This is a genomic window from Rubrivivax albus (genome assembly GCF_004016515.1).
GTDB classification, from domain to species: domain Bacteria; phylum Pseudomonadota; class Gammaproteobacteria; order Burkholderiales; family Burkholderiaceae_C; genus Rubrivivax; species Rubrivivax albus.
This window is the reverse complement of sequence record NZ_SACT01000003.1, coordinates 458,388-482,668: the sequence shown is the minus strand read 5'-3', so window position 1 is coordinate 482,668 and position 24,281 is coordinate 458,388. Positions and strand designations below refer to the sequence as shown.

General features: G+C 73.0%; 16 protein-coding genes and 1 tRNA gene. 9 read left to right on the top strand and 8 right to left on the bottom strand.

All coding sequences use genetic code 11. The features are described from left to right. Window positions 1-37: 37 nt before the first annotated feature. Both ENE75_RS12860 and ENE75_RS12855 read right to left on the bottom strand, forming a co-directional pair. The gene (locus tag ENE75_RS12860; protein WP_128198696.1) at window positions 38-850 is read right to left on the bottom strand and encodes an ABC transporter ATP-binding protein; all 813 of its coding nucleotides are present in this window, start codon (window positions 848-850) and stop codon (window positions 38-40) included. Further along, a complete protein-coding gene (locus tag ENE75_RS12855; RefSeq protein ID WP_128198695.1) occupies window positions 847-1,881 on the bottom strand; it encodes an ABC transporter substrate-binding protein in 1,035 nt (344 codons plus the stop codon). The genes ENE75_RS12860 and ENE75_RS12855 overlap by 4 nt, the downstream gene beginning before the upstream one ends. Window positions 1,882-1,941: 60 nt before the next feature. Between ENE75_RS12855 and ENE75_RS12850 the strand changes: the two genes are divergently transcribed. Continuing rightward, window positions 1,942-2,703, top strand: a complete 762-nt coding sequence (locus ENE75_RS12850; RefSeq protein WP_128198694.1) for an SDR family oxidoreductase — start codon at window positions 1,942-1,944, stop codon at window positions 2,701-2,703. Between the two features lie 95 nt (window positions 2,704-2,798). Here ENE75_RS12850 and ENE75_RS12845 read toward each other — a convergent pair whose 3' ends face one another. The 3 genes from ENE75_RS12845 to ENE75_RS12835 all read right to left on the bottom strand — a co-directional run bounded on the left by ENE75_RS12845 (window position 2,799) and on the right by ENE75_RS12835 (window position 11,361). Further along, window positions 2,799-8,387, bottom strand: a complete 5,589-nt coding sequence (locus ENE75_RS12845) for a DUF7379 domain-containing protein (RefSeq protein ID WP_128198693.1) — start codon at window positions 8,385-8,387, stop codon at window positions 2,799-2,801. A gap of 146 nt (window positions 8,388-8,533) precedes the next feature. Beyond that, entirely contained in the window at window positions 8,534-9,385 is an 852-nt protein-coding gene (locus ENE75_RS12840) for a septal ring lytic transglycosylase RlpA family protein (protein WP_128198692.1), read from the bottom strand. Then, window positions 9,385-11,361 (bottom strand): caspase family protein, encoded by a 1,977-nt coding sequence (locus ENE75_RS12835; RefSeq protein ID WP_128198691.1) that lies wholly within the window; start codon window positions 11,359-11,361, stop codon window positions 9,385-9,387. The genes ENE75_RS12840 and ENE75_RS12835 overlap by 1 nt, the downstream gene beginning before the upstream one ends. A 415-nt stretch (window positions 11,362-11,776) precedes the next feature. On the opposite strand from ENE75_RS12835, the gene ENE75_RS12830 reads away from it, so the two are divergent. Next, on the top strand, window positions 11,777-12,853 hold the full coding sequence (locus ENE75_RS12830; RefSeq protein WP_128198690.1) for a P-loop NTPase family protein: 1,077 nt from the start codon (window positions 11,777-11,779) through the stop codon (window positions 12,851-12,853). Next, window positions 12,850-14,610 (top strand): ATP-binding cassette domain-containing protein, encoded by a 1,761-nt coding sequence (locus ENE75_RS12825; protein WP_128198689.1) that lies wholly within the window; start codon window positions 12,850-12,852, stop codon window positions 14,608-14,610. Before ENE75_RS12830 ends, ENE75_RS12825 begins: the two co-directional genes overlap by 4 nt. Window positions 14,611-15,534: 924 nt before the next feature. Here the strand turns inward: ENE75_RS12825 and ENE75_RS12820 are convergent. Next, a tRNA-Arg gene (locus ENE75_RS12820) sits at window positions 15,535-15,609 on the bottom strand. Between the two features lie 13 nt (window positions 15,610-15,622). Further along, window positions 15,623-17,176 carry a YifB family Mg chelatase-like AAA ATPase gene (locus ENE75_RS12815; protein ID WP_128198688.1) on the bottom strand — a complete coding sequence of 518 codons (1,554 nt, stop codon included), beginning with the start codon at window positions 17,174-17,176 and terminating at the stop codon, window positions 15,623-15,625. A 305-nt stretch (window positions 17,177-17,481) separates the two neighbouring features. Here ENE75_RS12815 and ENE75_RS12810 point away from each other — a divergent pair, with 305 nt between their 5' ends. From ENE75_RS12810 to ENE75_RS12795, 4 genes are all read left to right on the top strand, one after another. Next, on the top strand, window positions 17,482-18,177 hold the full coding sequence (locus ENE75_RS12810; protein ID WP_128198687.1) for a TorF family putative porin: 696 nt from the start codon (window positions 17,482-17,484) through the stop codon (window positions 18,175-18,177). Window positions 18,178-18,205: 28 nt separating this feature from the next. After that, window positions 18,206-18,544, top strand: a complete 339-nt coding sequence (locus ENE75_RS12805; protein WP_128198686.1) for a P-II family nitrogen regulator — start codon at window positions 18,206-18,208, stop codon at window positions 18,542-18,544. Window positions 18,545-18,572: 28 nt separating this feature from the next. After that, complete coding sequence (locus tag ENE75_RS12800; RefSeq protein ID WP_199232286.1) at window positions 18,573-19,964, top strand: ammonium transporter; 1,392 nt, start codon at window positions 18,573-18,575, stop codon at window positions 19,962-19,964. A gap of 188 nt (window positions 19,965-20,152) precedes the next feature. After that, entirely contained in the window at window positions 20,153-20,527 is a 375-nt protein-coding gene (locus ENE75_RS12795; protein WP_128198685.1) for a DUF4148 domain-containing protein, read from the top strand. 162 nt (window positions 20,528-20,689) lie between these two features. On the opposite strand, the gene ENE75_RS12790 is transcribed toward ENE75_RS12795, so the two are convergent. Further along, window positions 20,690-22,192, bottom strand: a complete 1,503-nt coding sequence (locus ENE75_RS12790) for a vanadium-dependent haloperoxidase (protein ID WP_128198684.1) — start codon at window positions 22,190-22,192, stop codon at window positions 20,690-20,692. Between the two features lie 264 nt (window positions 22,193-22,456). On the opposite strand from ENE75_RS12790, the gene ENE75_RS12785 reads away from it, so the two are divergent. Together ENE75_RS12785 and gshA are read left to right on the top strand one after the other, a co-directional pair. Continuing rightward, a complete protein-coding gene (locus tag ENE75_RS12785) occupies window positions 22,457-22,831 on the top strand; it encodes a DUF4148 domain-containing protein (protein ID WP_158288935.1) in 375 nt (124 codons plus the stop codon). Window positions 22,832-22,955: 124 nt separating this feature from the next. Next, window positions 22,956-24,251: a glutamate--cysteine ligase gene (gshA, locus tag ENE75_RS12780; protein ID WP_128198682.1), complete on the top strand. Its 1,296-nt coding sequence runs from the start codon at window positions 22,956-22,958 to the stop codon at window positions 24,249-24,251. Window positions 24,252-24,281: the final 30 nt, after the last annotated feature.

The window sequence follows — 24,281 nt, the reverse complement described above, 5'->3', positions numbered from 1 at the left end:
GCAGGCCGCCCTGCCAGAGTCTCACGTGTTTCATGGCCTACGCCGCCTTGAGCTGTTGCGCGTAGCCCTTGAGCACCTCTTCGCGCAGCACGTCCCAGATCGCGTTGTGCAGCGCGATGAAGCGCGGTGTCGTGCGCACCTCGGCCACGTCGCGCGGGCGTTCCAGGTCCACGGCGAACTCGCCCATCGGGTGGCTGGCCGGGCCGGCGGAGAGCACCACCACGCGGTCGCTCATCGCGATCGCCTCGTCCAGATCGTGGGTGATGAACAGGACGGCCTTCTTCTTCTGCGCCCAGAGGTCCAGCACCTCGTTCTCCATCAGCTGCCGGGTCTGGATGTCCAGGGCGCTGAAGGGCTCGTCCATCAGGATGATGTCCGGGTCCAGCGCCAGCGTCTGGGCCAGGCTGGTGCGCTTGCGCATGCCGCCGGAGAGCTGGTGCGGGTAGCGGTCGCCGAAGCCGCCCAGGCCCACGCGCTTGAGCCAATGCTCGGCCTGCGCCCTGGCCTCGGCCATTGGCATGCCACGAAACTCCAGCCCGGCCATCACGTTGCCCAGCGCGGTGCGCCAGGGCATCAGGCTCTCGGCCTGGAACATGTAGCCGGCACGCGTGTTGATGCCCTGCAGGTCCTGCCCGAACACCTGCACACGGCCGGTGCTGGGCTGCAGCAGTCCGGCACCGACGTTGAGCAGCGTGCTCTTGCCGCAGCCCGTGGGCCCGACGACGCTGACGAACTCGCCGGCGCCGACGGTGAGGTCCACGTCGCGCACGGCGGTGTATCGCTGCCCGGGGTCGTCCTTGCTGACGAAGGTGCAGGACACCCCCGTCAGCTGCAGGGCCGGTGTGCTCACGAGCGCTTGTGCTTGGCGTTGGCCTTCTTCACGAAGTCGTTCGTGTAGACGGCCTGGAGGTCCAGCTTGGCTTCGGCGATCTTGGCGTCGACGCTGGCCAGCGCGCGGAACGCGGTGGTCGAGCCGGCCTCCGGGATCATCCCGTCGGGCGACAGTGCGCCCTTGGCGGCGAGGAAGGCGTCGATGTAGACCGCGCGGTCGCCGAGCAGGAAGGCCTCGGGCACGGCGTTGATGATGTCGCTGGGGCCGGCCTGCTGGATCCAGTGGTTGGCGCGCACCATGGCGTTGGCCATCGCCTGCACCGTGTTCGGGTGCTTGTCGATGAAGGTCTGCGGGCAGTACAGGCAGCCGGCAGGCATCGGGCCGCCGAAGATGCGGTCGGCCTCGGCCACCTTGCGCGTGTCGGCCACGATCTTGATGTCGCCGGCGCGCGAGAGCAGCGTGATCACCGGGTCGAGGTTGCTGATGGCGTCGATGTTGCCAGCGCGCATGGCGGCCACGGCGCCGTTGCTGGCGCCGACGCCGACGATGGATACATCGCTGGGCTTCAGCCCGGCCTTGGCCAGCACGAAGTTGGCCATCACGTTGGTGGAGCTGCCCGGCGCGGTGACACCGATCTTCTTGCCCTTCAGGTCGGCCACCGTCTTGTAGCCCGCCATGGTCTTGGTGCTGACGCCGAGCACGATCTGCGGCGCGCGGCCCTGGAGCACGAAGGCGCGCATGGCCTGGCCCTTGAACTGCATGTTCACCGTGTGCTCGAAGGCCCCCGAGACCACGTCGGCGCTGCCGCCCACCACCGCAGCCAGCGCGCGCGAGCCGCCGGCGAAGTCGACCACGCTCAGGTCCAGGCCTTCGTCCTTGAAGAAGCCCTTCTGCTCGGCGATGGTCAGCGGCAGGTAGTACAGCAGGTTCTTGCCGCCCACCGCGATCGTGACCTTGGCCTTCTCCAGCGCCTGCGCGCGCACCAGGGCCGGCGCGGCCAGCGCACCCGCGGCGGCCAAGCCGCCCAGCATGAGTTCCCGACGTTGCATGTGTTTGTCTCCATCCGGTTTTGGGGGAGCCGGGATCGTAGCGCGGCTACGATGGCCAACATGGACGCTGCACCTTCCGACCGACTCCTGCTCGTCACCGGCGGCAGCCGGGGCATCGGCGCCGCCGTGGCACGCCAGGCCGCTGCGGCGGGCTGGCACCTGGCCGTGAACTACACGCGCGACGCCGCGGCCGCCGAGGCCGTGTGTGCCGACGTGCGCGCCGCCGGCCGCCAGGCCTGGGCGGTGCAGGCCGACGTGGCCGACGAGGGCCAGGTGGCCGCGATGTTCGCCCGCCTGGACGCCGAGGCGCCGCCACTGGCCGGCCTGGTGAACAACGCCGGCGTCGTGGACCGTGCGCAGCGCCTGGACGAGATGGACCTGGCGCGCTGGCAGCGCATCTTCGGCATCAACGTCATCGGCACGCTGCTGTGCACACGGGCGGCGGTGCGGCGGATGTCCAGCCGCCACGGCGGCCACGGGGGCAGCATCGTCAACCTGTCCTCGGTGGCGGCGCGCCTGGGCGCCCCCGGCTGGTACGTCGACTACGCGGCCAGCAAGGGCGCCATCGACACCCTCACCGTCGGCCTGTCGCGTGAACTGGCGGCCGAGGGTGTGCGTGTCAACGCCGTGCGGCCCGGCATCATCGACACCGAGATCCACGCCTCCGGCGGCCAGCCGGATCGCGCGCGCGACCTGGCGCCCACGATCCCGATGCAGCGCGCGGGCACGGCCGACGAGGTGGCCGCGTCCATCGTCTGGCTGCTGTCCGACGCGGCCAGCTACACCACAGGGGCCCTGCTGGACGTGACCGGCGGCCGCTGAACCCAGACGAAACACGGTCCCTGCGGACTGATACTCGCCGGGCGAAGCGGCCCGTCCTGCCAGCCGGGCCGGGGGAGCATGCGACGGCCGTCTCGTCAGCCACCGGCCTTCTGCCCGGCATAGAGCGCCAGCCGGTCCAGCCAGTCGGCCAGCGCCTGCCGTTCCGCGCCCGCCGCCTTCGCCACCCGGCCGCGCAGCGCGTACTCGGCGTTGTCGCGCACCGAGGCCCAGTTCTTCGGCGCGGCGGCACGGCTGTGCAGGTCTTCCGCCCGCGCCAGCAGGCCGCCGATCAGCGCGTGCAGCGTGCCGGCGCCCGCGGCCTCGAAGGCGTCGAGCTCGATCAGCGTCACCACGCTCCAGAAGTCCGGTTCGGCCAGCACCTTGGCCTGCGCGCTGTCGCGGGCGCGCGCCACCAGGCCCGGCTCGAAGCCGGGGAAGCTGGGCTCGGGGTGCATCGCCAGCGCATAGGCCATGCGGTTGATCACCGGGTAGAAGAGCTCGGGCGCGTCCTGCGCCAGCGCCATGGCCTCGGCACGGCCGTAGGCGGCGTCGGACCGCGCCCGCGCATCGGCCGCACCGCGGGCGTCGCTGCCCAGCAGCAGCATGCTCAGGCGTTTCCAGGCCGAGCCCACCAGGTTGTGCCGCTCCACCGTGGGCTGCAGCGCGGTCAGCGCCTCCAACTGCTGCACGGCCGTCTGCACCTCGCGCCGGCAACTCGCCCAGGCGTGGCTCTTCGGCGCGTGTTCGCGCGCCTGCGTCTCGGCCAGGCGCGCGCGCAGGTTCAGCCACTGCTCGTGCGCCTTCATCGACGCGCTGGCATCCGCCGCGGCGGTGGCGCGCCCGTACCAGTCCACCGCGGGCGCCATCGCGCCGGCCTTGGCGTAGGCCACACCGAAGGCCTCGGCGATGGCGCCCATGCCACCCCACAGGGTGCCGAAGCGCGCCTCCAAGTGGCGGATGTGCTCGAGCTGGCGCTTCAGCGGCCGGCCCTGGAACTCCGACTCCACCGCCAGCTTCTCCAGCGCCAGTGCCAGGCCCAGCGGCGACGACAGGCTGGCGTACTCGTCGACGACCGGGTCGCGGGCCTGCGCGTCGCCCACGCCGCGGCGGAAGACCCAGTCCGGGTCGCCGTAGCACTGGTAGGCGGCCCAGGTGTTGTTGCCATTCCCGCCCTGTGTCGGGTCGGCCTGGCGCCAGGCGGCCTCGCGCGCCTCGGCCACGGCGTCGATGAAGGTCCGGCCCGACAGCAGTGTGCGGTAGAAGCGCCCGGCGAAGGCCGCCGCGGCATCGTCGTCCACCGCCCAGCCGGCGGCCACCACGCAGCGCACACCGGCCTCGATCAGCGCCTCGGCCACGCTGGCGGCAAAGTTCGGCCGGTCCAGCGATTGGCGCCCGGGTTCCTCGGGCGCGATCTTCGCCAGGTGGCAGCAGTTGACGAACACCAGCTCCGGCACGTCGCGCATCTGCTCGATCTCGCGCGGGCCGAGGAAGCTCTTGTCGGACATCACGAGCCCGCCCGGGCCACCCTCGCCATCGGTGGTCTCGCCGTGGCCGGCGATGTGCACGATGCGCCAGGGCCGTTCGAACAGCGCGTTGAGGATGGCCACGGCCTCCGCCTCCGCCACCAGCTTCACGCGCTCGGCGCCCACGCCCTGCAGGCCGCCGAGCGCCGTGGCCACGGCGCGCGCTTCCTGCAGCGCGCCGGGCAGCGGCGCGTACCGCGCGTCGTTCAACTTGGGTTCGCCGACCACCAGCACCTGCTCGTCGGCGCCGGCGTCTCGCACCTGGCTGCGGAAGCGTGCCGTCTGCAGCTTGCGCAGCAGCCGCGTGCGCACGGCCCAGGGCCGTGGGTCGCCGCCGCTGCGGCGCTCCGGCGGGGAATCGAGCAGTTCCCAGGGCACGCGGGCGGTGCGCGTGTCGAGTTCCAGCACCATGCGCTCGGTGCCGCCGAGGTAGGCCTCCATGTCCCGCGGGATCAGCAGCTGGAACAGCGTGCGGCCGAGCTGGGTGTCGTCGTTGGTGTCGTCGGCGGCGCGGCGCACGATCTGTTCCACCAGCGTGGCCTGGGTGGCCACGCTGCGCAGCTCGCTGCGCGCGCGCCGGGTGTCGAGCCGGAAGGCGATCTGGTCCGGCGCGCCGGCCGGCGACAGCGCGGTGATCAGGTCGTAGTCGGCGCCGCGGTAGGCGGTGTCGATCTGGCGGCGCAGCGGCCCGGTGCCGCTGACGATGACCGGGCCGATGACGAAGTGGCCCGGCGCCGCGGTGGCCTGCACCTGCAACGCGCGCCAGGCGTCCGATGCCCGTTCCAGGTACAGCTCCACCAGGGTCAGCCGCGTGGGCAGCGGCCACAGCTGTGCGGTGTCGGGCCGGCCCGCGGCGTCGGCCGTGGCCTGGCGCGTGGCATTGCCGCGGCGCACGATCTCGGCCGCGTCGCGCACGCCGGTGGCGATGGCGGCGGCCGATTCGCCCGGGCCCATGCCGGCGCCGCCGCTGCCCATCAGCGTGGCGGCCAGCTCCACCGCCGAGGCGGCCTCGCCCTGCTCGGCCAGCCGCTGCAGCCAGGCCAGCGCCGCCTGGCGCACGGCGAAGGCCAGGTCCTTCTGCGTGAGTGCCCCCTCGTCGCCCAGCCCGATGACGATGGCCGCACGCGGCCGCGGCGCACGCCAGGGGTCGTCGGGCGCTCCGCCGTTGACGAAGATCTGGTGTTCGCCGATGCCCTGCGGGTAGAGCCCGGCCTCCAGCGACGCGGTGAGCGCGCCGCCGAGCCGGCGGTCGATCACGCCCTCGGTGCCGGTGACCTTGGTGGCGTGGTAGTGGCCGAGCATCAGGGGCTGACCGATGAAGGTGAGGTCGCCGTTGCACACCTCCACCTGCAGTGCCGCGCCGCGCTCGGCGGTCTGGGCTGGCGTGCCGTCGGCCTCCAGGCCGGGCGCCGACAGCAGTGCCTTCATGCTGTCCATCGGCCGTGCGGCGCCGAGCTGGCGGCCGCGGGACGGGCGCGAGGTCACGTGCTCCACCGTGGCCGCGCCGTCCTGGGTGCCGCCGGCGGCGCTGCGCACGGCCGCGGCCGCCAGGCGCGGCAGGCGCTCGGTGTCGCCATGCTCCAGCAGTTCGCGGTAGGCCTCGAAGGCCTCGGCGTGGTCGGGCAGGCTGCCGTGCTCCACCTTCAGCGTCCAGGTGCGCACGCCGGGCAGCAGCGCGCTGTGCAGCGGCACGCGGCCGTCGCCGCCATCGACGGCGTTCAGGTACTCCAGGCCTTCGTCGCCCCACTGCCAGCCGTCGGGCGTGTAGCGCGCGTGGCCCACCACCAGCAGCAGGCGGTCGGCGAAGGCCGGCAGCGCCTGCGTGCGCTGTTCGTCCAGGCGCCGGCGCAGCGCCAGCGCGCGGTTGAGCACCGGCTGTTCCGGCACGCCCCAGGTGTAGGGCGACAGCTGGGTGGGATCGTCGGGTGCGATCCAGTTGCGGTGCCACCAGTTCGCGTCGCGCACCTTCTGCAGGTCGCGCCGGGCCATGTCGGCCCAGGTCTCGTGGCGCGCCAGGCGGCCGTCGTCGTCCAGCAGGCCGGCCTGCAGCTGCAGGAAGCCGGGCATGCCGGCCATCACCTCGCGGGCACGCTCGTCGTCGAACATGCCGCCCACGGCGGCCAGCAGGTTGCCGAAGCGGTCGTCGCCGGAGAGCACCTGCATCGGTGCCCACGAACCGCCGTTGGGTGTGCCCAGCATCAGCAGGCGCGCACCGCTGCGCTCCAGCATGCGGTTCCAGGTCTCGGGGCGCTCCAGCTGCACGGTGCGCGCCACCAGCCCGCCCATCGAGTGCGCGATCAGCCGCACCGGCTGGCGCGAGGCCTCGCGCAGCGCGAGTTCGCGGTCGATGGCGTCGGCCAGGCGCCGGGCCTCTTCCTCGATCGGGCGCCGCCAGTCGAAGGCAAACGGGATGACCTCGTGCGTGCGTTCCAGATACTCGGCCAGGTCGTCGTAGAACAGGCCGATCGGGCCGTCCGGGTGCACGCTGGCGCCGGCGTCGGGCCAGGCCAGGCGCTCCAGCCCGCCCAGCAGGCGCAGGCTCAGCCAGATGCGCTTGTCGCCGAGCTTGAGGTGGCTGCCCAGGATGCCGGGCAGCAGGAACACGGCCGGCCGATCGGCCGGCGCCGGCAGGCCCGTGGGCCGCGCGCGGGCGGCGCGCACGCCGCCGGCGTCCTCGCCGGCCCAGGACAGCGGGCCGATGGGGCGGTAACCGGAGGGGCGCTCCTGCGTCAGCCCCTCCACCACCGCACCCACCGTGCGTGCATTGATGAAGTAGTTGAAGTGCGTGACCTTGCCGCCCTGGTCGAGCAGGAACTGCGCGCCGCCATTCAGCCGCGGCGTGCCGCCGTACATCGAACGCGTCTGCACGACGATGTCGTTGTCGGTCCAGTAGAAAGCGTCGGCGAGCAGCGTCTTGACCCAACTGCCCAGGGTGTCGCCCTCCAGGTCTCCGGCCACCACGCGCAGGTCGCCGGGCACCGGCTCGCCGCCGTTGAGCCAGCGCACCAGCGGGCTGTCGGGCATCATGGCCGCCAGGCCGGGCAGCTTGCCCGGGTCCTCGCGGCGGCGTGCCACCTCGGACAGGAAGTCCAGCAGCGCCGGTGCGACCGGGATGCCCGCCAGCTGCAGGCCCCAGCGCAGCACCGAGAGATACGCGTCCAGCCGCCGCGACGCCAGCAGCGTGCCGCGCGTCGGGCAGGCCACGCGCACGATGCGCTCCACCGTGATGCCCTGCTGCTTCACGCGCGCGGCCAGCTGCTGCAGCGCGGCGCGCTGCGGGGCATACGCGGCGCCGGCAAAGGGCTTCAGGTCGTCGGCCGAGAGCTCGCCGCCGCGGCCGCACACGCGGGCCAGCACCTCGGCCACCAGGCCGCCGCGCGAGTGCGTGGCCAGGTGCAGCCGCGCACCCTTGGGCAGGGCCTGGGCCAGCGTCAGCGCGTTCTCGATCGGGCTGGCGCCCAGCGTGGGGTGGTCCAGCGCGTAGACCTGCTGCCGGTAGTGGCCGAACAGCGCCTGCACCTGGGCCGGGTGCAGGTCCCAGAGCTTGCCGAAGGTGCTGGCGGTGTCGACGAAGGTGCCGTGCAGCAGCACCAGCAGTGGGCCGTCGGCCGGTTCCACGGCCGTCAGCGGGCGGGCTCGGTCCTTCAGCGGCTTCAGCCCCGTCGGGTCCAGCCGGTAGACGCCGGGCACCACCTGCCCGTCGACCTTGGCGACGACGGCCGAGGCGGCGAAGTCCACCGCCTTGTCCTTGGCCAGCCCGGTGAGCACCTCCACCGCCTGCAGCAGCACGTCGCCGAGGAAGCCGCGCGACCGCGCCGGTGCCGTCTGCTCCAGGCTGCGCCAGCGCAGCTGCGTGGGCACGACCACGTCGCCGGTGGCGACCCCGGCGCTGCGCGTGGTCTGCGTGCCCTGGCCGAGCAGCATGTCGCGCGCGGTTTCCGGGTGCAGCACCAGGGCCGGCCCGCCGGCCACGTGCAGCACCACGAGGTCCTCGCCCGGCACGGCCTCCAGCCGCACCGGCTCGACGCCGGCGCGGCGGGCGCCGACGGTGACGCGGGCCTTGACCTGGCCGGGCAGGCCGTCGCTGGCGCGCAGCGGTGCACCGCTGCGCGTGGCGGCCGTCTGGCCGGGGACGAGGAAGGTGATCGGGGCGGTGCTCACGGGAGTGTTCCTTCAGGCTTGGCCCTGCGGCACTGCCCTGCGGGCGCGCGCCCAAGGGCTCACCCGCCGAGCATCGGCGCAAAGTGCGCCTGCGTCCATCGGGAAGCGGCGCGGCTGACCCGAACTAGGGATGCGCGCTCACCCTCTCAGGGCACGAAGACGACCAGCGCGTCCAGCGGCAGCGCGTCGGCCAGGCGCGCGGCGGTGGTCTCGGCGTCGCGCCGCTGTGCCCAGGGGCCCACGCGCACGCGCACCCACTGGCCGTCGTCCTGCAGCGTCAGCTGGTCGGCCAGCCAGGGGGTCTCCTGCTGCAGCAGGCGCTGCAGCTGCTGGGCACCCTCGCGGTCGCGGAACGCCCCCAGCTGCAGCCAATAGCCACTGGAGGCCGTTGCAGCGTCCGGCACGCCACCATCGAACGGGGCCGAGGGTGTCGGGCGCACGCCCGCGCGGATCTCGTCGTGCGTGATGCGCTCCACCTCCACCGGCGCCACGCCGCCGAGCACGCCGAGCTTCAGCGCGGCGGTATAGCTCAGGTCGATGACCCGGCCCGGGTGGAATGGGCCGCGGTCGTTCACCCGCACGATGATCTCGCGCCCGTTGGCCGGGTTTCGCACCCGCGCGTAGCTGGGCAGCGGCATGGTCTTGTGCGCCGCCGTCATCGCGAACATGTCGTAGGTCTCGCCGTTGGACGTCGGGCGGCCGTGGAACTTGCGGCCGTACCAGGAGGCCAGGCCGCGTTCGCGCAACGGGCGGTCCTCGGTCATCGGCACGTAGCGCACGCCGCGGATCTCGTAGGGCTTGTTGGGCCCGCCCACGCGCAGCGGTTCGATCCGCGGCACGGCGTCGGGCGTGCGCTCCAGACCGGGCGGGATCTCGGCCGCCGGGCCGTCGCGGCCGGACCACTCCGCCGGGCCGCGGCTGGCACAGCCGCCGAGCAGCAGCGCCGCCAGCAGGCCCAGCGCCACCACGGCGCGCCGACTGCGGCCTGCCCCGACCATCAGCGCGGCACGCTCCGGCTGGTGTTCATGTGCACCAGCTCCAGCCGTTCCTTGCGCAGCATCCGGCTGCCGGCGTCGCGCTCGAGGATGTCGATGGCCACCGGGTGGCCGAGCTCGGGCGAGTACCAGACCGTGCGCCACCACTTGATGTCGCGCCGTGTGCGCTGAGGCGTGCGCCACTCGCGGACCCAGCCGGAGCCCTCCATCGGCAGCACGTCGAAGGTGCCGGCGCTGGTCGTGAGGCGGGTGGGCTTGCCGACCTCGACCTCGCCCTCCCAGCGCCGTTCGCCCCGACCGTCGCGGTTCTCGAACACCTCGTTGAACGCCACGTCGCGGCTTTCCCCCGCCTTGGGCTTGGCCCACCAGAACTCCTCCACCGGCGTGAACGTGGCGCTGCCCGCGGGGCCGCTGCGGCTGCGCACGCGGCCCTGCGGGTCGAGCGTCTGTGCATCGTCACCTTCCCGCGCGGCCAGGTCGCCGGCGGTCTGCAGGGTTTCGATGACCTGCATCACCAGGCCCACCGACTCGCCCTTCCACTCGTCGATGCGGCGGTAGGTGAAGCTGTCGCCGGCGGCGTAGCCGTAGGGATTCAGGACGGGCGCCGCCGGTGCTGCCGGTGTCCGGGGTCCCGGAGCGGGCGTCGAAGGGGGTGCCGGGGTGGCCGCGGCGGGTGGCGGGGCGGGCTGCGCCGGCGGTGCGGGCGGTGTGGGCGGTGCAGTCTGCCCGGCCGGTGCGGCGGGCGCGGTGGCTTGGGCCGGCCGCGAACCCGCCGGGCTTGCCGGACCCTCCACGGCTTCGCGCTGGTCGCCGAGCGTGGGCGTCTTGCGGCCAGCCGCCGGCGGCGCTGCCTGGCCGGTCGAATCGGCGGAGTCCAGCGCCCGGGCAGCGGCCACCACCGCACTCACCGCCGCGCCCGCCGCCTGGGTGGCCACGGTCTGCGCGGCGGCGACCTTGGCGGCCTCGGCCTGGGCCACGGCGGCCGCGCCGGCCTGGGCCGCGCCCACGGCCGCGGTGGCCAGGGCGGTGCCTGCGGCCACGGCTGGCCCGGCGGCCACCGGTGCCGTCCCAGGGGCCGGAGTCGCGACCTCCGGCGCAGGAGCCTGCGCCGGACGTGCGCTGCGCCGCAGGGCCTCCAGTGCCTGCCCACCGACGACCGCCATGGCCCGCCTGGCCACCGATTCCGGCCACTGCGCGATGGGGATCGTGGGGGCCCCGAGCTCGTCGCGCTCGTCGGTGCGACCACCGAGCCACGGGTTGACCGCCTGGCCGGTGGCGTCCAGCGTCAGCCGGCGCGTCTCCAGCAGCACCTGCGGCCCAGTGCGGCCGGCGGACAGCAGGGCATGCACGAACGCGGTGCCGAAGGGGCTGCCGGTGGTCTCGCGCGGATCCTGCGGCGGCGGGGAAGGCAGCGCCGGTGGCTGCCAGCGCGGCAGGGTCTGGCCGGGTTGGGCCGACAGCAGGGCCATCACGCCGTCAGGCAGCGTGGGCGTGGCCAGGCCCTGCCAGTCGGCTGGCAGGCGGGGCAGCGGCGTGGCGGCGTCCACCACCAGCAGGCGCAGGCTGGCCGGGGTGATCTGCAGCGCCAGCACCAGTTCGTCCAGCGGCAGCGAGGCCGCCTTCAGCGCAGCCGCGTCCGGCGCCGCGTCGCCCGCAGGCAGGCTGCGGGTGACCAGCCAGGACCGGCCGTCCAGCCGCGCCCCGGCACCCGCGATGTAGATCAGCCCGGCGCCCGCCGGGTCCAGCCGCTGGCGGAACTCGGCCAGGCTGCGGCGCAGGTCGTCGGCGCTCAGGTCGGGCCGCGCCATCACCAGGTAGCCGTTGCGACGCAGCGACTCGGCCACCGCGGCGGCGTCGCGGCGCACGGCCGGCAGGTCGACGTCTCCGACCTTGCTCAGCCCCACCACCAGCGCCAGGCGCTGACGTCCGAGGCCGAGCAGCTGGGTCGCGGCCTTGACCTCCGGTGCGACGGGAAGCACGGCCTGTGCCCAGGTCGTGCGGGTTGTTGCCAGCAGTGCCCCGGTGGCCCAGAGGATGACCAGCAGACGGCGCGACGGGGCGGGCCGTGACCGGCGTTTAGGAGGGGCAGGCTGCATGGCGACTGGGGTGAACGTGTCCGGATGTTAGCGACGCCACCGGCTGATCCCCACAGGGTGGGCCCGCAGCGACCTGCCAGATGGGCGCGCGGCAGGGCCGGTCTCGCGCACGGTGGTGGGGCGGTTGGGTGGGTCTGGGTGGGGCATTTCCCCCACGTGCCGGGGCCCGGGCAAGGCGTAGGCCTCAGGAGAGGTCCGCAAGTCATTGAAATTGAAGGGATTCTGGTAAAATGGGAAAATAGTCCCATATATGGCACGACGGATGCATGTCTCTGCCCATCCTGACCTGGAGAGACCCATGACCTCACTGCCCGACATCAGCCTGCTCGCCCCCGCACGCACGCAGACCTTGAAGATGCCCTTCGTCACGCGCCGTGTGCCGCGCAGCGCCATGGCCACGCTGGTCGGCGGCGACCGGGCACCCCGGCCCGGCGACCTGGTGCTCGTGCGCGTCGAGCGCCTGGGCCAGCATCGCCATCTGGAACTGGTGAGCGGGCGGCGGGCCCGCCTGTTCCCGGGCGACGAGGTCGTGCTTGCCTACGGCCACCGCTACGCACCGGACCAGTTCGAGGCCGAGGTGCCGGCGGACCTCGCGCCCTGTCACATGGTGGCTGCCGGCGGCATTGCGTCGTGCATGCTGTCGCGCCATGGCCGGGTTCGCGCCGCCACCCAGGTGCAGCCGCTGGGCCTGATCGGCGACCGCCATGGTCGGGTCATCAATCTGGCCGACCACGCGCTGCCAGTGCCGCCCGCGGTGCGTCGGCGGCCGTTCACGGTGGCCGTGCTGGGCACGTCGATGAACGCCGGCAAGACGGAGACGGTGAGCCACCTGGTGCGCGGGCTGGCCGCGGCCGGCCTGCGCGTGGGGGCCGCCAAGGTCACCGGCACCGGCTCCGGCGGCGACGTCTGGAGCATGACCGATGCCGGCGCACGCAGCGTGCTCGACTTCACCGACGCGGGCATGGCGTCCACGTACCTGGCCGACGAGGCGCAGCTGGTGGCGGCCATGCAGCGCCTGCTCGACACGCTGGCGGCGCAAGGCCACGAGGCTGTCGTGTTCGAGGTGGCCGACGGCCTGTTCCAGCGCGAGACAGGGATGCTGGCGGCCTCGGCGGCATTCGCCCAGACCGTCGATGCGGTGGTCTTCGCCGCGGGTGATGCGATGGGCAGCGCCATGGGCATCGCCCGGCTGCGCGAGCTCGGCTTGCCGGTGCGTGCGGCCAGCGGCCTGGTGACGGCTTCGCCGTTGGCCGCGCGCGAGGCCGCCGCGGCGACCCGGTTGCCGGTGCTGGACCTGGACGCGCTGAGCAGCGCCGGCGTGGCCGAGGTGCTGGGTCGGCCGTCTGAACAGCGCCTGGTCGGGGCCGCAGGATGAACGGCGCCCTGCCCGACGCCTTCGACGGCCCAGGGCGGCGCGCGCTGGCCGCGCTGGTGGCCAACGGGCTGGCCCAGGCCGCCTGCGTGGTGGCCGGCGCGCTGGCCGTGCGCACCGTGTTCCAGGGGCTGGGCACGGTGGGCGCAGCGGGCCCTGCGCTCTGGGCGATCCTGCTGGTGCTCGCCGGCAGCGGCGCCGCCCTGGCCGGCTTGCGCTGGCTGGAGCGGGTGCAGGCCGAACGGCTGGGGCAGACCTACGCCGCGCGCGTGCGGCTGCTCCTGTTCGACGCCCTGGCGCGGCAGCCGCAGCGCGTGGCGGCACGTGCGCACGGCGCGCTGCTGATGCGGGTGGCCGGCGATTCGGCGGCACTGCGCCGGTGGCTGGCCCGGGGTGTGCCGCGCCTGATCGTCGGCGGGCTGGCTGGCGGCCTGGCGCTGGCCGTGCTGCTGAGGTGGCTGGCCCCGGTGGGCGGCGTGGCCCTGGCCGCCTACGCGCTGACCGCCGTAGCCTTGGCCACTGCGGCGCGCCGGACCACGCCCGCGGTGCGCGCGGCGCGACGGCGCCAGGCGGCGCTGGCCGCCGAACTGGGCGACCGGCTGGGCGCGCTGGCCACCGTCCACCTGTTCGGTCAGGCCGGTCGTGAGCGCCGCCGGCTCGACCGCCGCCAGCGGGCCGTGGTCCAGGCCATGGTGGCGCAGCGGCGTGCCCTGGCCGGGCTGGCTGCCCTCTCGCAGGCCGGCGCGGCGGTGGCGGCGGCCCTGGCCCTGGGGGCCGGTGCGTGGTGGGTGCAGCAGGGAGGCGCCACCGTGGCCGACCTGGCCGGCGCGGTGGCCCTGCTGGCCCTGGCCGGGCCTTCGGTGGCCGGCCTGGGCCGGGTGGCGGCCGACCACGAGGCGGCGCGCGTGGCGCGCGAGCGCCTCGGCGCCCTGCTCACGGGCATGTCGTCGGCGCCCGCCATAGCGGCCGGACCCGCCACCCACGCCGAGCCGCACGGGTCCGGCCCGGCCGCCGGGCAGGAGCGGCAGGTGACCCGGCCCGGCGGCGCCATCGCGGTCGCCCTGCGCGCCGTGACGCTGCGCGGCGTCGTCGACGACGTGACCGCCAGTGTGCCGCCGGGCGGGCGCGTGGCCATCGTGGGGGCCAACGGCGCCGGCAAGTCCAGCCTGCTGGCGCTGGCCTGCGGCCTGGTGGCACCGGACAGCGGCGACCTGACGCTCGACGGCATGCCCATCGCTGCGCTGTCTCCGGCAGACCTGCGCCGCCGGGTCGGCGTGGTCTCGCCCGAGGTGCCACTGCTGCGCGGCACGCTCGGCCGCAACCTGTCCTACGCGCGCCCTCGGGCCAGCGTCGGCCGGCGTGAACGCGTGGCGGCGCTGTGCGGCGTGGACGAACTGCTGCAGCAACTGCCGCAGGGCGAGGCCACGCGGCTGGCCGGTGGCGCGCGCAACCTGTCCTGGGGCCAGCGCCAGCGCATTGCCTGGGCGCGGGCCCTGCTCAGCGGGCCCGGTCTGCTGCTGCTGGACGAACCCGACGCGCACCTGGATGCCGCCTCGGCAGGCCACCTCGACCGCATCCTGCAGCGCTTTCCGGGCACGGTGCTGATGGTCACGCACGATCTGCAGCGCCTGCGCATGGCCGACGAGGTGTGGCATCTCGAGGCCGGCCGCCTGGTCGAGCGCGGCACGCCGGCCGACCTGCTGGCCGGCGCCACCCGCACGCGGACACTGTTCGCACGCCAGCTGCGCCGCGTGTCATGAACCTGCCCATGACTGAAGCCGTGAGCCCGGTGGCGAATCCTGGCCGGCGGCGACTGGTGGCGGGGCTGGCCGGTGCCGCCGTCGTGGGCGCCCCTGGCCCGCAGGGCGCCCATGCCCGGCCGTGGCCAGACGGCGCGGGCGGGCAGGCCACGGCGGGCGATGCCGGGTTCGCCTGGCACTGGCACGTGCCGGCGCAGGCCGGACCTGGCGCGCCCATCCTCGTCAGCGTGCACGGGATCTCGCGCAACGCGCAGGAACACCTGGCCATGTTCCGCCCGTTGGCCGACGCCGCCGGTGTCGTGCTCCTGGTCCCGGTGTTTCCGCAGGCGGGATTCCCGCACTACCAGCGGATGCAGGCCGGTGCCGACGGGCGTCGTCCCGACAGGCTGCTGCTCGACGCGGTGCGCGATGTCGCGGCCCGCACCGGTGCCGACCGTCGTCGGCTGCATCTGTTCGGCTACTCGGGCGGTGCCCAGTTCGTGCACCGCTTCGTGATGCGTCACCCCGGGCGCGTACGCAGTTACGCGCTGGGCGCTGCCGGCTGGTACACGCTGCCCGACCCGGCGCTGCGCTATCCCCACGGCCTGGCCTACAGCCGGCGCTGGCGAAACGGGGGCTTCGACCTCGCGGCGCTGCTGGCCGTGCCTGGCCTGGTCATGGCCGGCGAACGCGAGCGTGCCGACAGCAGTGCGCTGCGCACGACAGGGCGCGCCGTGACGGCCCAGGGCGAAGACCGACGCGCACGGGCGCGTTGCTGGGTCAGTGCCATGCAGGGTGCGGCACAGATCCTGGGGCTGCCCTCACCGGTGGTCTACCGCGAACTGCCGCGCGCCGGACACTCGTTCAGGCGCAGCATGTCGCGCGGGGGGATGGGGGAGATGGTGCTGGGCCACGTGGCCGCCTCTGAAGCGCGGCGTGGTCAGCTGGCGCGACCGGCAGGAATCGAACCTGCGCCACAGCCTTCGGAGGGCTGGATGATATCCACTTCACCACGGTCGCCAGAGCTCGGATTCTAGCCGCCTGCGGCGCCTGGCGCGCCGGCGCCGACGACGCCACGGCGGAACTGCAGGGCCTCGGCCACGTGGGGCAGTTCCACCGCCTTGCTGCCGGCGAGGTCAGCCACGGTGCGCGCCACGCGCAGCGTGCGGTGCAAGCCGCGGCCGGACCAGCCCAGGCGCTCCGCGGCCTGGCGCAGGAAGTTGGTGGCGGCCGCCGTGGCCATCGCCTGCGCTTCCACCGCACCGGCTTCGAGCGCCGCGTTGGCGCAGCCCTGGCGCTGCAGCGCCAGCCCCCGTGCCGCGGCCACCCGGGCGGCCACGTCGGCGCTGGATTCGCCATCAGGCTGGCCCAGCAGGTCGGCAGGCTTCACGGCCGGCACCTCCACCTGCAGGTCGATGCGGTCCAGCAGCGGGCCGGAGAGGCGCGCCTGGTAGCGCGACACCGCCTCGGGCGTGCAACGGCAGGCGCGACCGGTGGCGGCATACGCGCCCAGCCAGCCGCAGGGGCAGGGGTTCATCGCCGCCACCAACTGGAAGCGGGCGGGGAAGCTGGCCTGGCGCGCCGCGCGTGAAATGGTGATGCGGCCGTTTTCCAGCGGCTCGCGCAGCGCCTCCAGCGCGCTGCGGGGGTATTCCGGCAGTTCGTCGAGGAAGAGCACGCCGCCGTGGGCGAGCGAGATCTCGCCCGGCCGCGGCGGCGTGCCGCCGCCCACCAGGGCCACGGCACTGGCGGAATGGTGCGGGGCGCGGAACGGGCGCTCCCCGAAGACTGGGCCTGCACTGTCACTGCCGCCACGGGCCAGGCCCAGCAGGGCCGCACTCTCCAGGGCTTCCTCGTCATCCATGGCAGGCAGCAGGCCGGGCAGGCGCACGGCCAGCATCGACTTGCCGCTGCCCGGCGGCCCGGCCAGCAGCAGGCCGTGGCCACCGGCGGCGGCCACCTCCAGCGCGCGCTTGGCGCTGGCCTGGCCCTTCACGTCGCGCAGGTCGGGCAACGATGCCCGGGGGCCGCCTGCCGTAGCCTGTGCCGTGGGCAGCGCGACGGCCGCGTCACCCGGCTGCAGGCTGGCCACCACGTCCAGCAGATGGCGGGCGGCCTGCACCGCCACGCCGGGCACGCGGGCCGCCTCGGCGGCGCTGTCGGCCGGCAGCACCAGCGTGCCGCCGCCACTGCGCCGCAGGCCCAGGGCCAGGGCCACCGCGCCACGCACGGGGCGCAGGTCGCCGGCCAGGCCCAGTTCGCCGGCGAACTCGGCGGCGGCCAGGCGTGTGGCATCCAGTCGGCCGTCGGCGGCCAGGATGCCCAGCGCGATCGGTAGGTCGAAGCGGCCGGATTCCTTCGGCAGGTCCGCCGGCGCCAGGCTCACGGTGATGCGCTTGTTGTGGGGGAAGCCGAATCCGCTCTGCTGCAGCGCGGCGCGCACGCGCTCGCGCGATTCCTTGACCTCGGTCTCGGCCAGGCCCACCAGCGTGAATCCCGGCAGGCCGGGGGCGAGCTGAACCTCCACCTGCACCGGCGGGGCCTGAAGCCCGTCGAGCGCGCGGCTGTGCACCACGGCCAAGGTCATCGGCGGATCCTCCCTGTCATGTGTGCGCGATCGTGCCACGGGCCGTGTCCGCCCCGCCAAGGGCGCCCTTGTCGGCCGCTGGCAGGGCGTCCCGGCCAGGCACTGGCGTGGATGCACGGCCAGGAGGCCACGATGCGCACGTCGACGGTGCAGATTGTCGGTGCGCACCAGCAAAGTGCACCAATGTGGCGCGCTGCGCACCGCTGGGGCGTGCGGCTGGACCAAGCCCGTGCGTGCGAAGGTGGCATGGAAGCTGCAGAACGCGCTCCGGCAGTTTTCACCATCCTCACCCGTTTGGAGCGTTCATGAAGAAGACCCTGATCACCCTCGCCGCCGCGGCTGCTGCCGTCCTTGCCCCCAGCCTGGCGATGGCCGAGGTGTCGGCCAACGTGGCCGTGACGAGCAAGTACAAGTTCCGTGGCCAGGACCAGAGCGATGCCAGCAAGGCTGTGCTGCCCGCGATCCAGGGCGGTTTCGACTGGTCCGAGGGCGGCTTCTACCTCGGCAACTGGAACTCCAGCGTCGGCTTCCTCGGCGGCACCGAGATGGACTTCTACGGCGGCTACTCCGGCGAAGCCGCCGGCCTGAGCTACGACGTCGGCGTCCTCTACTACTACTACCCGGGCCCGGACAGCAGCGGCAACACCACCGAGCTTTACGGCAGCGTGGGCTGGGGCCCAGTGACGGCCAAGTACTCGCGCGTCGTGTCGAGCAAGTGGTTCGGCGTGCCGGGTGGCAAGGGCACCGGCTACTTCGAGGTCAACGCCGAGATGGAAGTGGCCAGCGGCATCACGCTGGTCGGCCACGTGGGTGCCACGCAGTTCGCCAGCGGCGCCAAGGACAACGGCGCGGTGAACTACAGCGACTACAAGCTGGGCGTCGGCTTCGACCTCGGCTCGGGCTTCTCGCTCGAGGGCGCCTACGTCGGCGCGACCAAGAAGTCCGACTGGGGCGACATCAACAAGAGCCGCCTGCTGCTCACGCTGAGCAAGTCGCTCTGATCCCGTCCACCGGAACAAGGAGAGAGCCATGAAGATGGTGACCGCGATCGTCAAGCCGTTCAAGCTCGACGAAGTGCGCGAGGCCCTCAGCGCCATCGGCGTGCAGGGCATCACGGTGACCGAAGTGAAGGGCTTCGGTCGTCAGAAGGGCCACACCGAGCTGTACCGCGGTGCGGAGTACGTCGTCGACTTCCTGCCCAAGGTGAAGATCGAGGCGGCCGTGGACGACGCCATCGTCGACCGCGTCGTCGAGGCCATCGAAGGTGCCGCGCGCACCGGCAAGATCGGTGACGGCAAGATCTTCGTCGCCGCCCTGGAGCAGGTGCTGCGCATCCGCACTGGCGAAACCGGCAAGGACGCGCTCTGACGCGGCCGCCCCACAAGAGAAGACAACCATGCGAAAGATCCTCCTGATGCTGGCCCTCGCCGTCTCGGCGCTTGGCCTGTCCACGGGCGCGTTCGCCCAGGAAGCGGCCTCGGCCGCGGAAGCGATGACCACCGCGGCTCCGGCTGCCGAAGCCGCGGCGCCGGCCGCCGAGGCGGCGGCACCGGCACCGATGGTGCACAAGGGCGACGTGGCCTGGATGATGACGGCCACGCTGCTCGTCATCTTCATGGCCGTGCCCGGCCTGGCGCTGTTCTACGGCGGCCTGGTGCGCAGCAAGAACATGCTGTCGGTGCTGATGCAGGTGCTCGTGGTGTTCTCGCTGATCGGCGTGCTGTGGGCCGTCTACGGCTACAGCCTCGCCTTCGGCGGCGAGGGCCTGATCATCGCGGGGCTGGACAAGCTGTTCCTGTCCGGCGTGACGGTGGACAGCCTGGCCGACACCTTCAGCGACGACGTGAAGCTGCCCGAGTACGTGTTCATCGCGTTCCAGGCCACCTTCGCGGGCATCACCTGCGCGCTGATCGTCGGCAGCTTCGCCGAGCGCATCAAGTTCAGCGCCGTGCTGCTGTTCTCGGTGATCTGGTTCACCTTCTGCTACCTGCCGATCGCGCACATGGTCTGGGGCACCGGCGGCTACCTGCTCGACAAGGGCGCGCTGGACTTCGCCGGCGGCACCGTGGTGCACATCAACGCCGGTGTGGCCGGCCTGGTGGGCGCCTACGTGCTGGGCAAGCGCGTGGGCTACGGCAAGGAGAACATGTCGCCGCACAGCCTGGTGCTGACGATGGTGGGCGCCTGCATGCTGTGGGTGGGCTGGTTCGGCTTCAACGCCGGCTCCAACCTGGAAGCCACGGGTGGTGCCGCGCTGGCCTTCATCAACACGCTGTTCGCCACCGCCGCCGCCGTGCTGGCCTGGTGCGTGGGCGAGGCGCTGATGAAGGGCAAGGCCTCGATGCTGGGCGCTGCGTCCGGCGCCGTCGCCGGCCTGGTCGCCATCACCCCGGCCTGCGGTTCGGTGGGCCCGATGGGCGGCATCGTGATCGGCGCGCTGGCGGGCTTCGTCTGCCTGTGGGGCGTCAACGGCCTCAAGCGCATGCTCGGTGCCGACGACTCGCTGGACGTGTTCGGCGTGCACGGCGTGGGCGGCATCCTCGGCGCCATCCTGACCGGCGTGTTCACCGCGCCCGGCCTGGGCGGCACCGGTGGCGACGACTTCTCCATCGGCAGCCAGGTCCTGCTGCAGGCCGAGGGCGTGATCATCACCATCGTCTGGTCGGCGGTCGTGGCCTTCATCGCCTACAAGATCACCGACATGGTGGTGGGCCTGCGCGTGACGGAAGAAGCCGAGCGCGAGGGCCTGGACATCACCTCGCACGGCGAGACCGCGTACCACAACTGATCGCGGCCTCCCGCGTGATCCAAGGCCGCCTTAGGGCGGCCTTTTTCATGGCCGGCGGAAGATGACGAAACTGTCATCTCCCCGTTCGGCAAGCGCCGGATGCGGTTTCTACAGTGACGGACATGCCAGGGACGACGCCCGCCCCCGACACCACGAAGCCACTGTCAAGCACTGAAAGGAACCGCACCATGAACGCCAAGCTCACCACCCTGACCGCCCTCGTTGCCGTGGCCGCCGCCTTCGCGTCGCCGGCCTTCGCGCAGGAAGCCTCGCCCGACGGCTTTGCCGCGGTGACCTCTACCGCCTCGCGGGACGCCGTGCGCGCCGATGCCGTGGCCGCCCTGAAGGCCGGCACCATCGAGCGGGGTGAAGCCTCGGTCGAGCGCAGCGTGTTCGTGTCCACCAAGAGCCGCCTGCAGGTGGCGGCCGAAGCCCGCGAGGCGCTGCGCCTGGGCGTCGTCGGCCACGGCGAAGGCCCGGCGCCGCTGGTGACGCCGGCACAGGCCGAATCGATCCGCCTGGCTGGCCTGGAGGCGCTGTCGCACACGGTGGCCGCACGCTGATCGGCCACGGCTGCCCGGTCGACAGGCCGGCCCGCCGAAGTCGCGCCGGGGCGCCCTGCACGGGATGTGCGGGCGCCCCGGCGCGTTCCTGCAACCACGTGCCGCTGGCCGGCCGCCGGGGCCGCCGGACGGACCCTTCGCAGCTCGCTGCCGGGCCCGGCCTCAGCGCCTGTCGACGCGTGCCGGCGCCGGCGCCGTGCCGTCGATGTGCCGGGTCAGGAAGTCGTACGCCAGATCGCCCACCCGCCGGCACACCGGCACGGCCGCGTCGATGGCGGCCTGGAAGTGCACCCCGCCCCAGAGCCGGCTCTGCCCACAGTCGGTCTCGAACTGCGACCACGTGGGAAAGCTCAGCTGCAGGTCTGCCGTTGGTGTGATGCCAGGCTCCACGCGGGAGGAGCCGCGCGCGTAGGGCACCACCCAGCCCAGTGTGTCCGTGCCCAGGTAGCGCCGGCTGGCCTGCGCGTGCGCGGCGCAGAAGCAGGTGGATCCGGACGGGTATTCCGGGTGGTCGGCCACGCCCAGGTAGGCCTGCCACTGCGACGCCGGGATCTCCACCGTGCCACGGCCGGGCCCGCCCCATGCCGTCACCGGGTTGTCGCCGTACAGGTAGCGGATGGCCGAGAACGGCCGCACGGCGTCGTAGCGCGCCTTGTTGCGCCACATCGTGATGCCGCCATCGAACGCGGCCAGGTTGACCAGGAAGTCGTACTGCACGAAACGCTCGACCGACCAGCCCTGCGAGACCGACAGGAACAGGGCCACGAAGCCCAGGCTCTCGATCTTGTTGTTGAACAGCTCGGCCGTCATCTTCTGTGCGTCGGTCAACTGGGCGGACGCCGCCAGCACCGTATCGGCCTGGGCCTTGTAGCGCGCCAGCCCGCCGGGGCCCTTGGGGTTGCTGTCCACCGGTGGCCGCACGACAAAGGGGCGCCGCGGCGGCAGGCTGTAGGGCAGGGTCTGCGCCCACTGCGGCGTGACGAAGCGCTGGTCGGTGAAGATGCCGTTGCCCCGCGAGACGACCGCCGGCTGCCAGCGCGACGGGTCCTTCAGCGCGTCGGCGGTGTTCACCGGCGCGTAGCCGGTGGTGTCGGCGTAGGGCACGCGATTGAACTGGCGGCCGCCGGCATCGCCGAGCTGGTTCATGCCGTCGGCCTCGCGCACGCGCACCACCGCCAGGCCGGCGGCACGACCGATGCCTTCGGGCGTGCTCAGATCGTCGGACTGCAGCGCAGGGTCCAGCCCCACCGACTGCAGCAGCGCAGCCCAGCGGGCCTTCTCGGCCGGGTACAGGCTCTCCAGCACCGGCAAGGCGGCGTAGAAGATGGCGACGTTTCGGTTGCGATCGTCGACCCCTTCATCCGCTGGCCGGCGCGGCAGACGCGAGTACACGCCCACGGCCGTGGCGTGGTAGGGCGCCAGCGCGTCGAACCAGGCATTGGTCAGCAGGGTCGTGGTGCGCAGCACCAGCGGCGCGTCGCTGGGGGCCACGGCGGCGAAGATGCTCGGCACGACGGCCGGGATGATCACGTCGATGGGCGCGTTGCCGGTCTGGAAGTCGAACGTCCGGGCCTGCGCCGGCAGGCTGCACGACCAGGCGGCAACCGCGGCCGCGGCCGCGCCCGCCAGCCGCCGGCCAAGGCGAAACGAGATGGGCGACTTCATGGGTGACTCCCGAAACAAGGGCTCCCGCGGGATGCGGGGCTGCCGGACGAATCTAGGCAGACCAACGCCGCGTTGTCCACCGTGCGAACACCTGGATTTGGCGGCATGGGTTCGCCGTTGGCCCCAGGCCGACGCAGATGACGAAACTGTCATCTCCCCGTTCGGCTGGCGCCGGATGCGGTTTCTACAGTGACGGACATGCCAGGGACGACGCCCGCCCCCGACACCACAAAGCCACTGTCAAGCACTGAAAGGAACCGCACCATGAACGCCAAGCTCACCACCCTGACCGCCCTCGTTGCCGTGGCCGCCGCCTTCGCGTCGCCGGCCTTCGCGCAGGAAGCCACGCCCGACGGCTTTGCCGCCGTGACCTCCACCGCCTCCCGCGACGCCGTGCGCGCCGAGGCCGTGGCCGCGCTGAAGGCCGGCACCATCGAGCGTGGCGAAGCGTCGGTCGATCATGGCGTCTTCGTCTCCGTCAAGACCCGCGCCCAGGTCGCGGCCGAAGCCCGCGAGGCGCTGCGCCTGGGCGTGGTCGGCCACGGCGAAGGCCCGGCACCGCTGGTGATGCCGGCGCAGGCCGAGTCGATCCGCCTGGCGGGCCTGGAGGCGCTGTCGCACACGGTGGCCGCGCGCTGATCGGCCACGACTGCCAGGTCGACAGGCCGGCCCGCCGATGTCGCGCCGGGGCGCCCTGCACGGGATGTGCGGGCGCCCTGGCGCGTTCCTACAATCGCCTTCCCCTGCACCGCCGCTGCCCGCCATGGTCCCCCACCTCATCACCGCGTTGACCGGCCCCATCAACGAACTCGAGCAGCGCATCCTCGAGTCGATGCCGGCCATCGAACGCTGGTTCCGGCTGGAATGGATGGAGCACACGCCGCCGTTCTACTGCTCGGTGGACCTGCGCAACGCCGGCTTCAAGCTGGCACCGGTGGACACCAACCTGTTCCCCGGCGGTTTCAACAACCTCACGCCCGAGATGCTGCCGCTGGCGGTGCAGGCGGCGATGGCGGCGATCGAGAAGATCTGCCCCGAGGCGAAGAACCTGCTGCTGATCCCCGAGAAGCACACGCGCAACACGTTCTACCTGACCAACGTGCAGCGCCTGATGCAGATCTTCACGCTGGCCGGCCTGAACGTGCGCCTGGGTGCGCTGGACCCGGAGGTGACGGCGCCGACGCAGCTGCCGCTGCCCGACGGCAGCGAGCTGACGCTGGAGCCGCTGCTGCGCACCCGCGGCCGCCTGGGGCTCAAGGACTTCGATCCCTGCACCATCCTGCTCAACAACGACCTGTCGGCCGGCACGCCCGAGGTGCTGCAGAACCTGCACGAGCAATACCTGCTGCCGCCGCTGCACGCCGGCTGGACGGTGCGCCGCAAGAGCCTGCACTTCAAGAGCTACGAGGAGGTGGCCAAGAAGTTCGCCAAGCTGCTGGGCATGGACCCGTGGCTGATCAATCCGATGTACGCCCAGTGCGGCCAGGTCAGCTTCTCCGAGCCCGGCGGGCTGGAATGCGTGCAGGGCAACGTCGACGCGCTGCTGACGAAGATCCGCCGCAAGTACAAGGAATACGGCATCAACGAGAAGCCCTTCGTCGTCGTCAAGGCCGACAACGGCACCTACGGCATGGGCATCATGACCGTGCGCGACCCGAAGGAGCTCGAGGACATCAACCGCCGCACGCGCAACAAGATGAGCGTGGTCAAGGACGGCCAGGCGGTCACCGAGGTCATCATCCAGGAAGGCGTGGTCACGCACGAGCAGGTCAATGCGGCCGTGGCCGAGCCGGTGGTCTACATGATCGACCGCTACGTGGTCGGCGGCTTCTACCGCGTGCACGCCGAGCGCGGGGTGGACGAGAACCTCAACTCGCCCGGGGCCGGCTTCGTGCCGCTGGCCTTCGAGCCCAGCCCGCAGCTGCCGCGCCCGGGCGAGAAGCCCGGCGCCAGCGCGCCCAACCGCTTCTACATGTACGGCGTCATCGGCCGCCTGGCCATGCTGGCCGCGGCCTACGAACTGGAAGCCACGGACCCGAACGCCGAAATCTACGAATGAGCCCGTTGCCGCACGGCGGCGCGGGCTGAG

Bases quoted from the DNA above. Each gene is read 5' to 3' on its own strand.
- ENE75_RS12855 (WP_128198695.1), bottom strand. From the start codon at position 1,881: ATGCAACGTCGGGAACTCATGCTGGGCGGCTTGGCCGCCGCGGGTGCG.
- ENE75_RS12850 (WP_128198694.1), top strand. From the start codon at position 1,942: ATGGACGCTGCACCTTCCGACCGACTCCTGCTCGTCACCGGCGGCAGC.
- ENE75_RS12840 (WP_128198692.1), bottom strand. From the start codon at position 9,385: ATGGTCGGGGCAGGCCGCAGTCGGCGCGCCGTGGTGGCGCTGGGCCTG.
- ENE75_RS12830 (WP_128198690.1), top strand. From the start codon at position 11,777: ATGACCTCACTGCCCGACATCAGCCTGCTCGCCCCCGCACGCACGCAG.
- ENE75_RS12825 (WP_128198689.1), top strand. From the start codon at position 12,850: ATGAACGGCGCCCTGCCCGACGCCTTCGACGGCCCAGGGCGGCGCGCG.
- ENE75_RS12815 (WP_128198688.1), bottom strand. From the start codon at position 17,176: ATGACCTTGGCCGTGGTGCACAGCCGCGCGCTCGACGGGCTTCAGGCC.
- ENE75_RS12810 (WP_128198687.1), top strand. From the start codon at position 17,482: ATGAAGAAGACCCTGATCACCCTCGCCGCCGCGGCTGCTGCCGTCCTT.
- ENE75_RS12805 (WP_128198686.1), top strand. From the start codon at position 18,206: ATGAAGATGGTGACCGCGATCGTCAAGCCGTTCAAGCTCGACGAAGTG.
- ENE75_RS12800 (WP_199232286.1), top strand. From the start codon at position 18,573: ATGCGAAAGATCCTCCTGATGCTGGCCCTCGCCGTCTCGGCGCTTGGC.
- ENE75_RS12795 (WP_128198685.1), top strand. From the start codon at position 20,153: ATGAACGCCAAGCTCACCACCCTGACCGCCCTCGTTGCCGTGGCCGCC.
- ENE75_RS12790 (WP_128198684.1), bottom strand. From the start codon at position 22,192: ATGAAGTCGCCCATCTCGTTTCGCCTTGGCCGGCGGCTGGCGGGCGCG.
- ENE75_RS12785 (WP_158288935.1), top strand. From the start codon at position 22,457: ATGAACGCCAAGCTCACCACCCTGACCGCCCTCGTTGCCGTGGCCGCC.
- gshA (WP_128198682.1), top strand. From the start codon at position 22,956: ATGGTCCCCCACCTCATCACCGCGTTGACCGGCCCCATCAACGAACTC.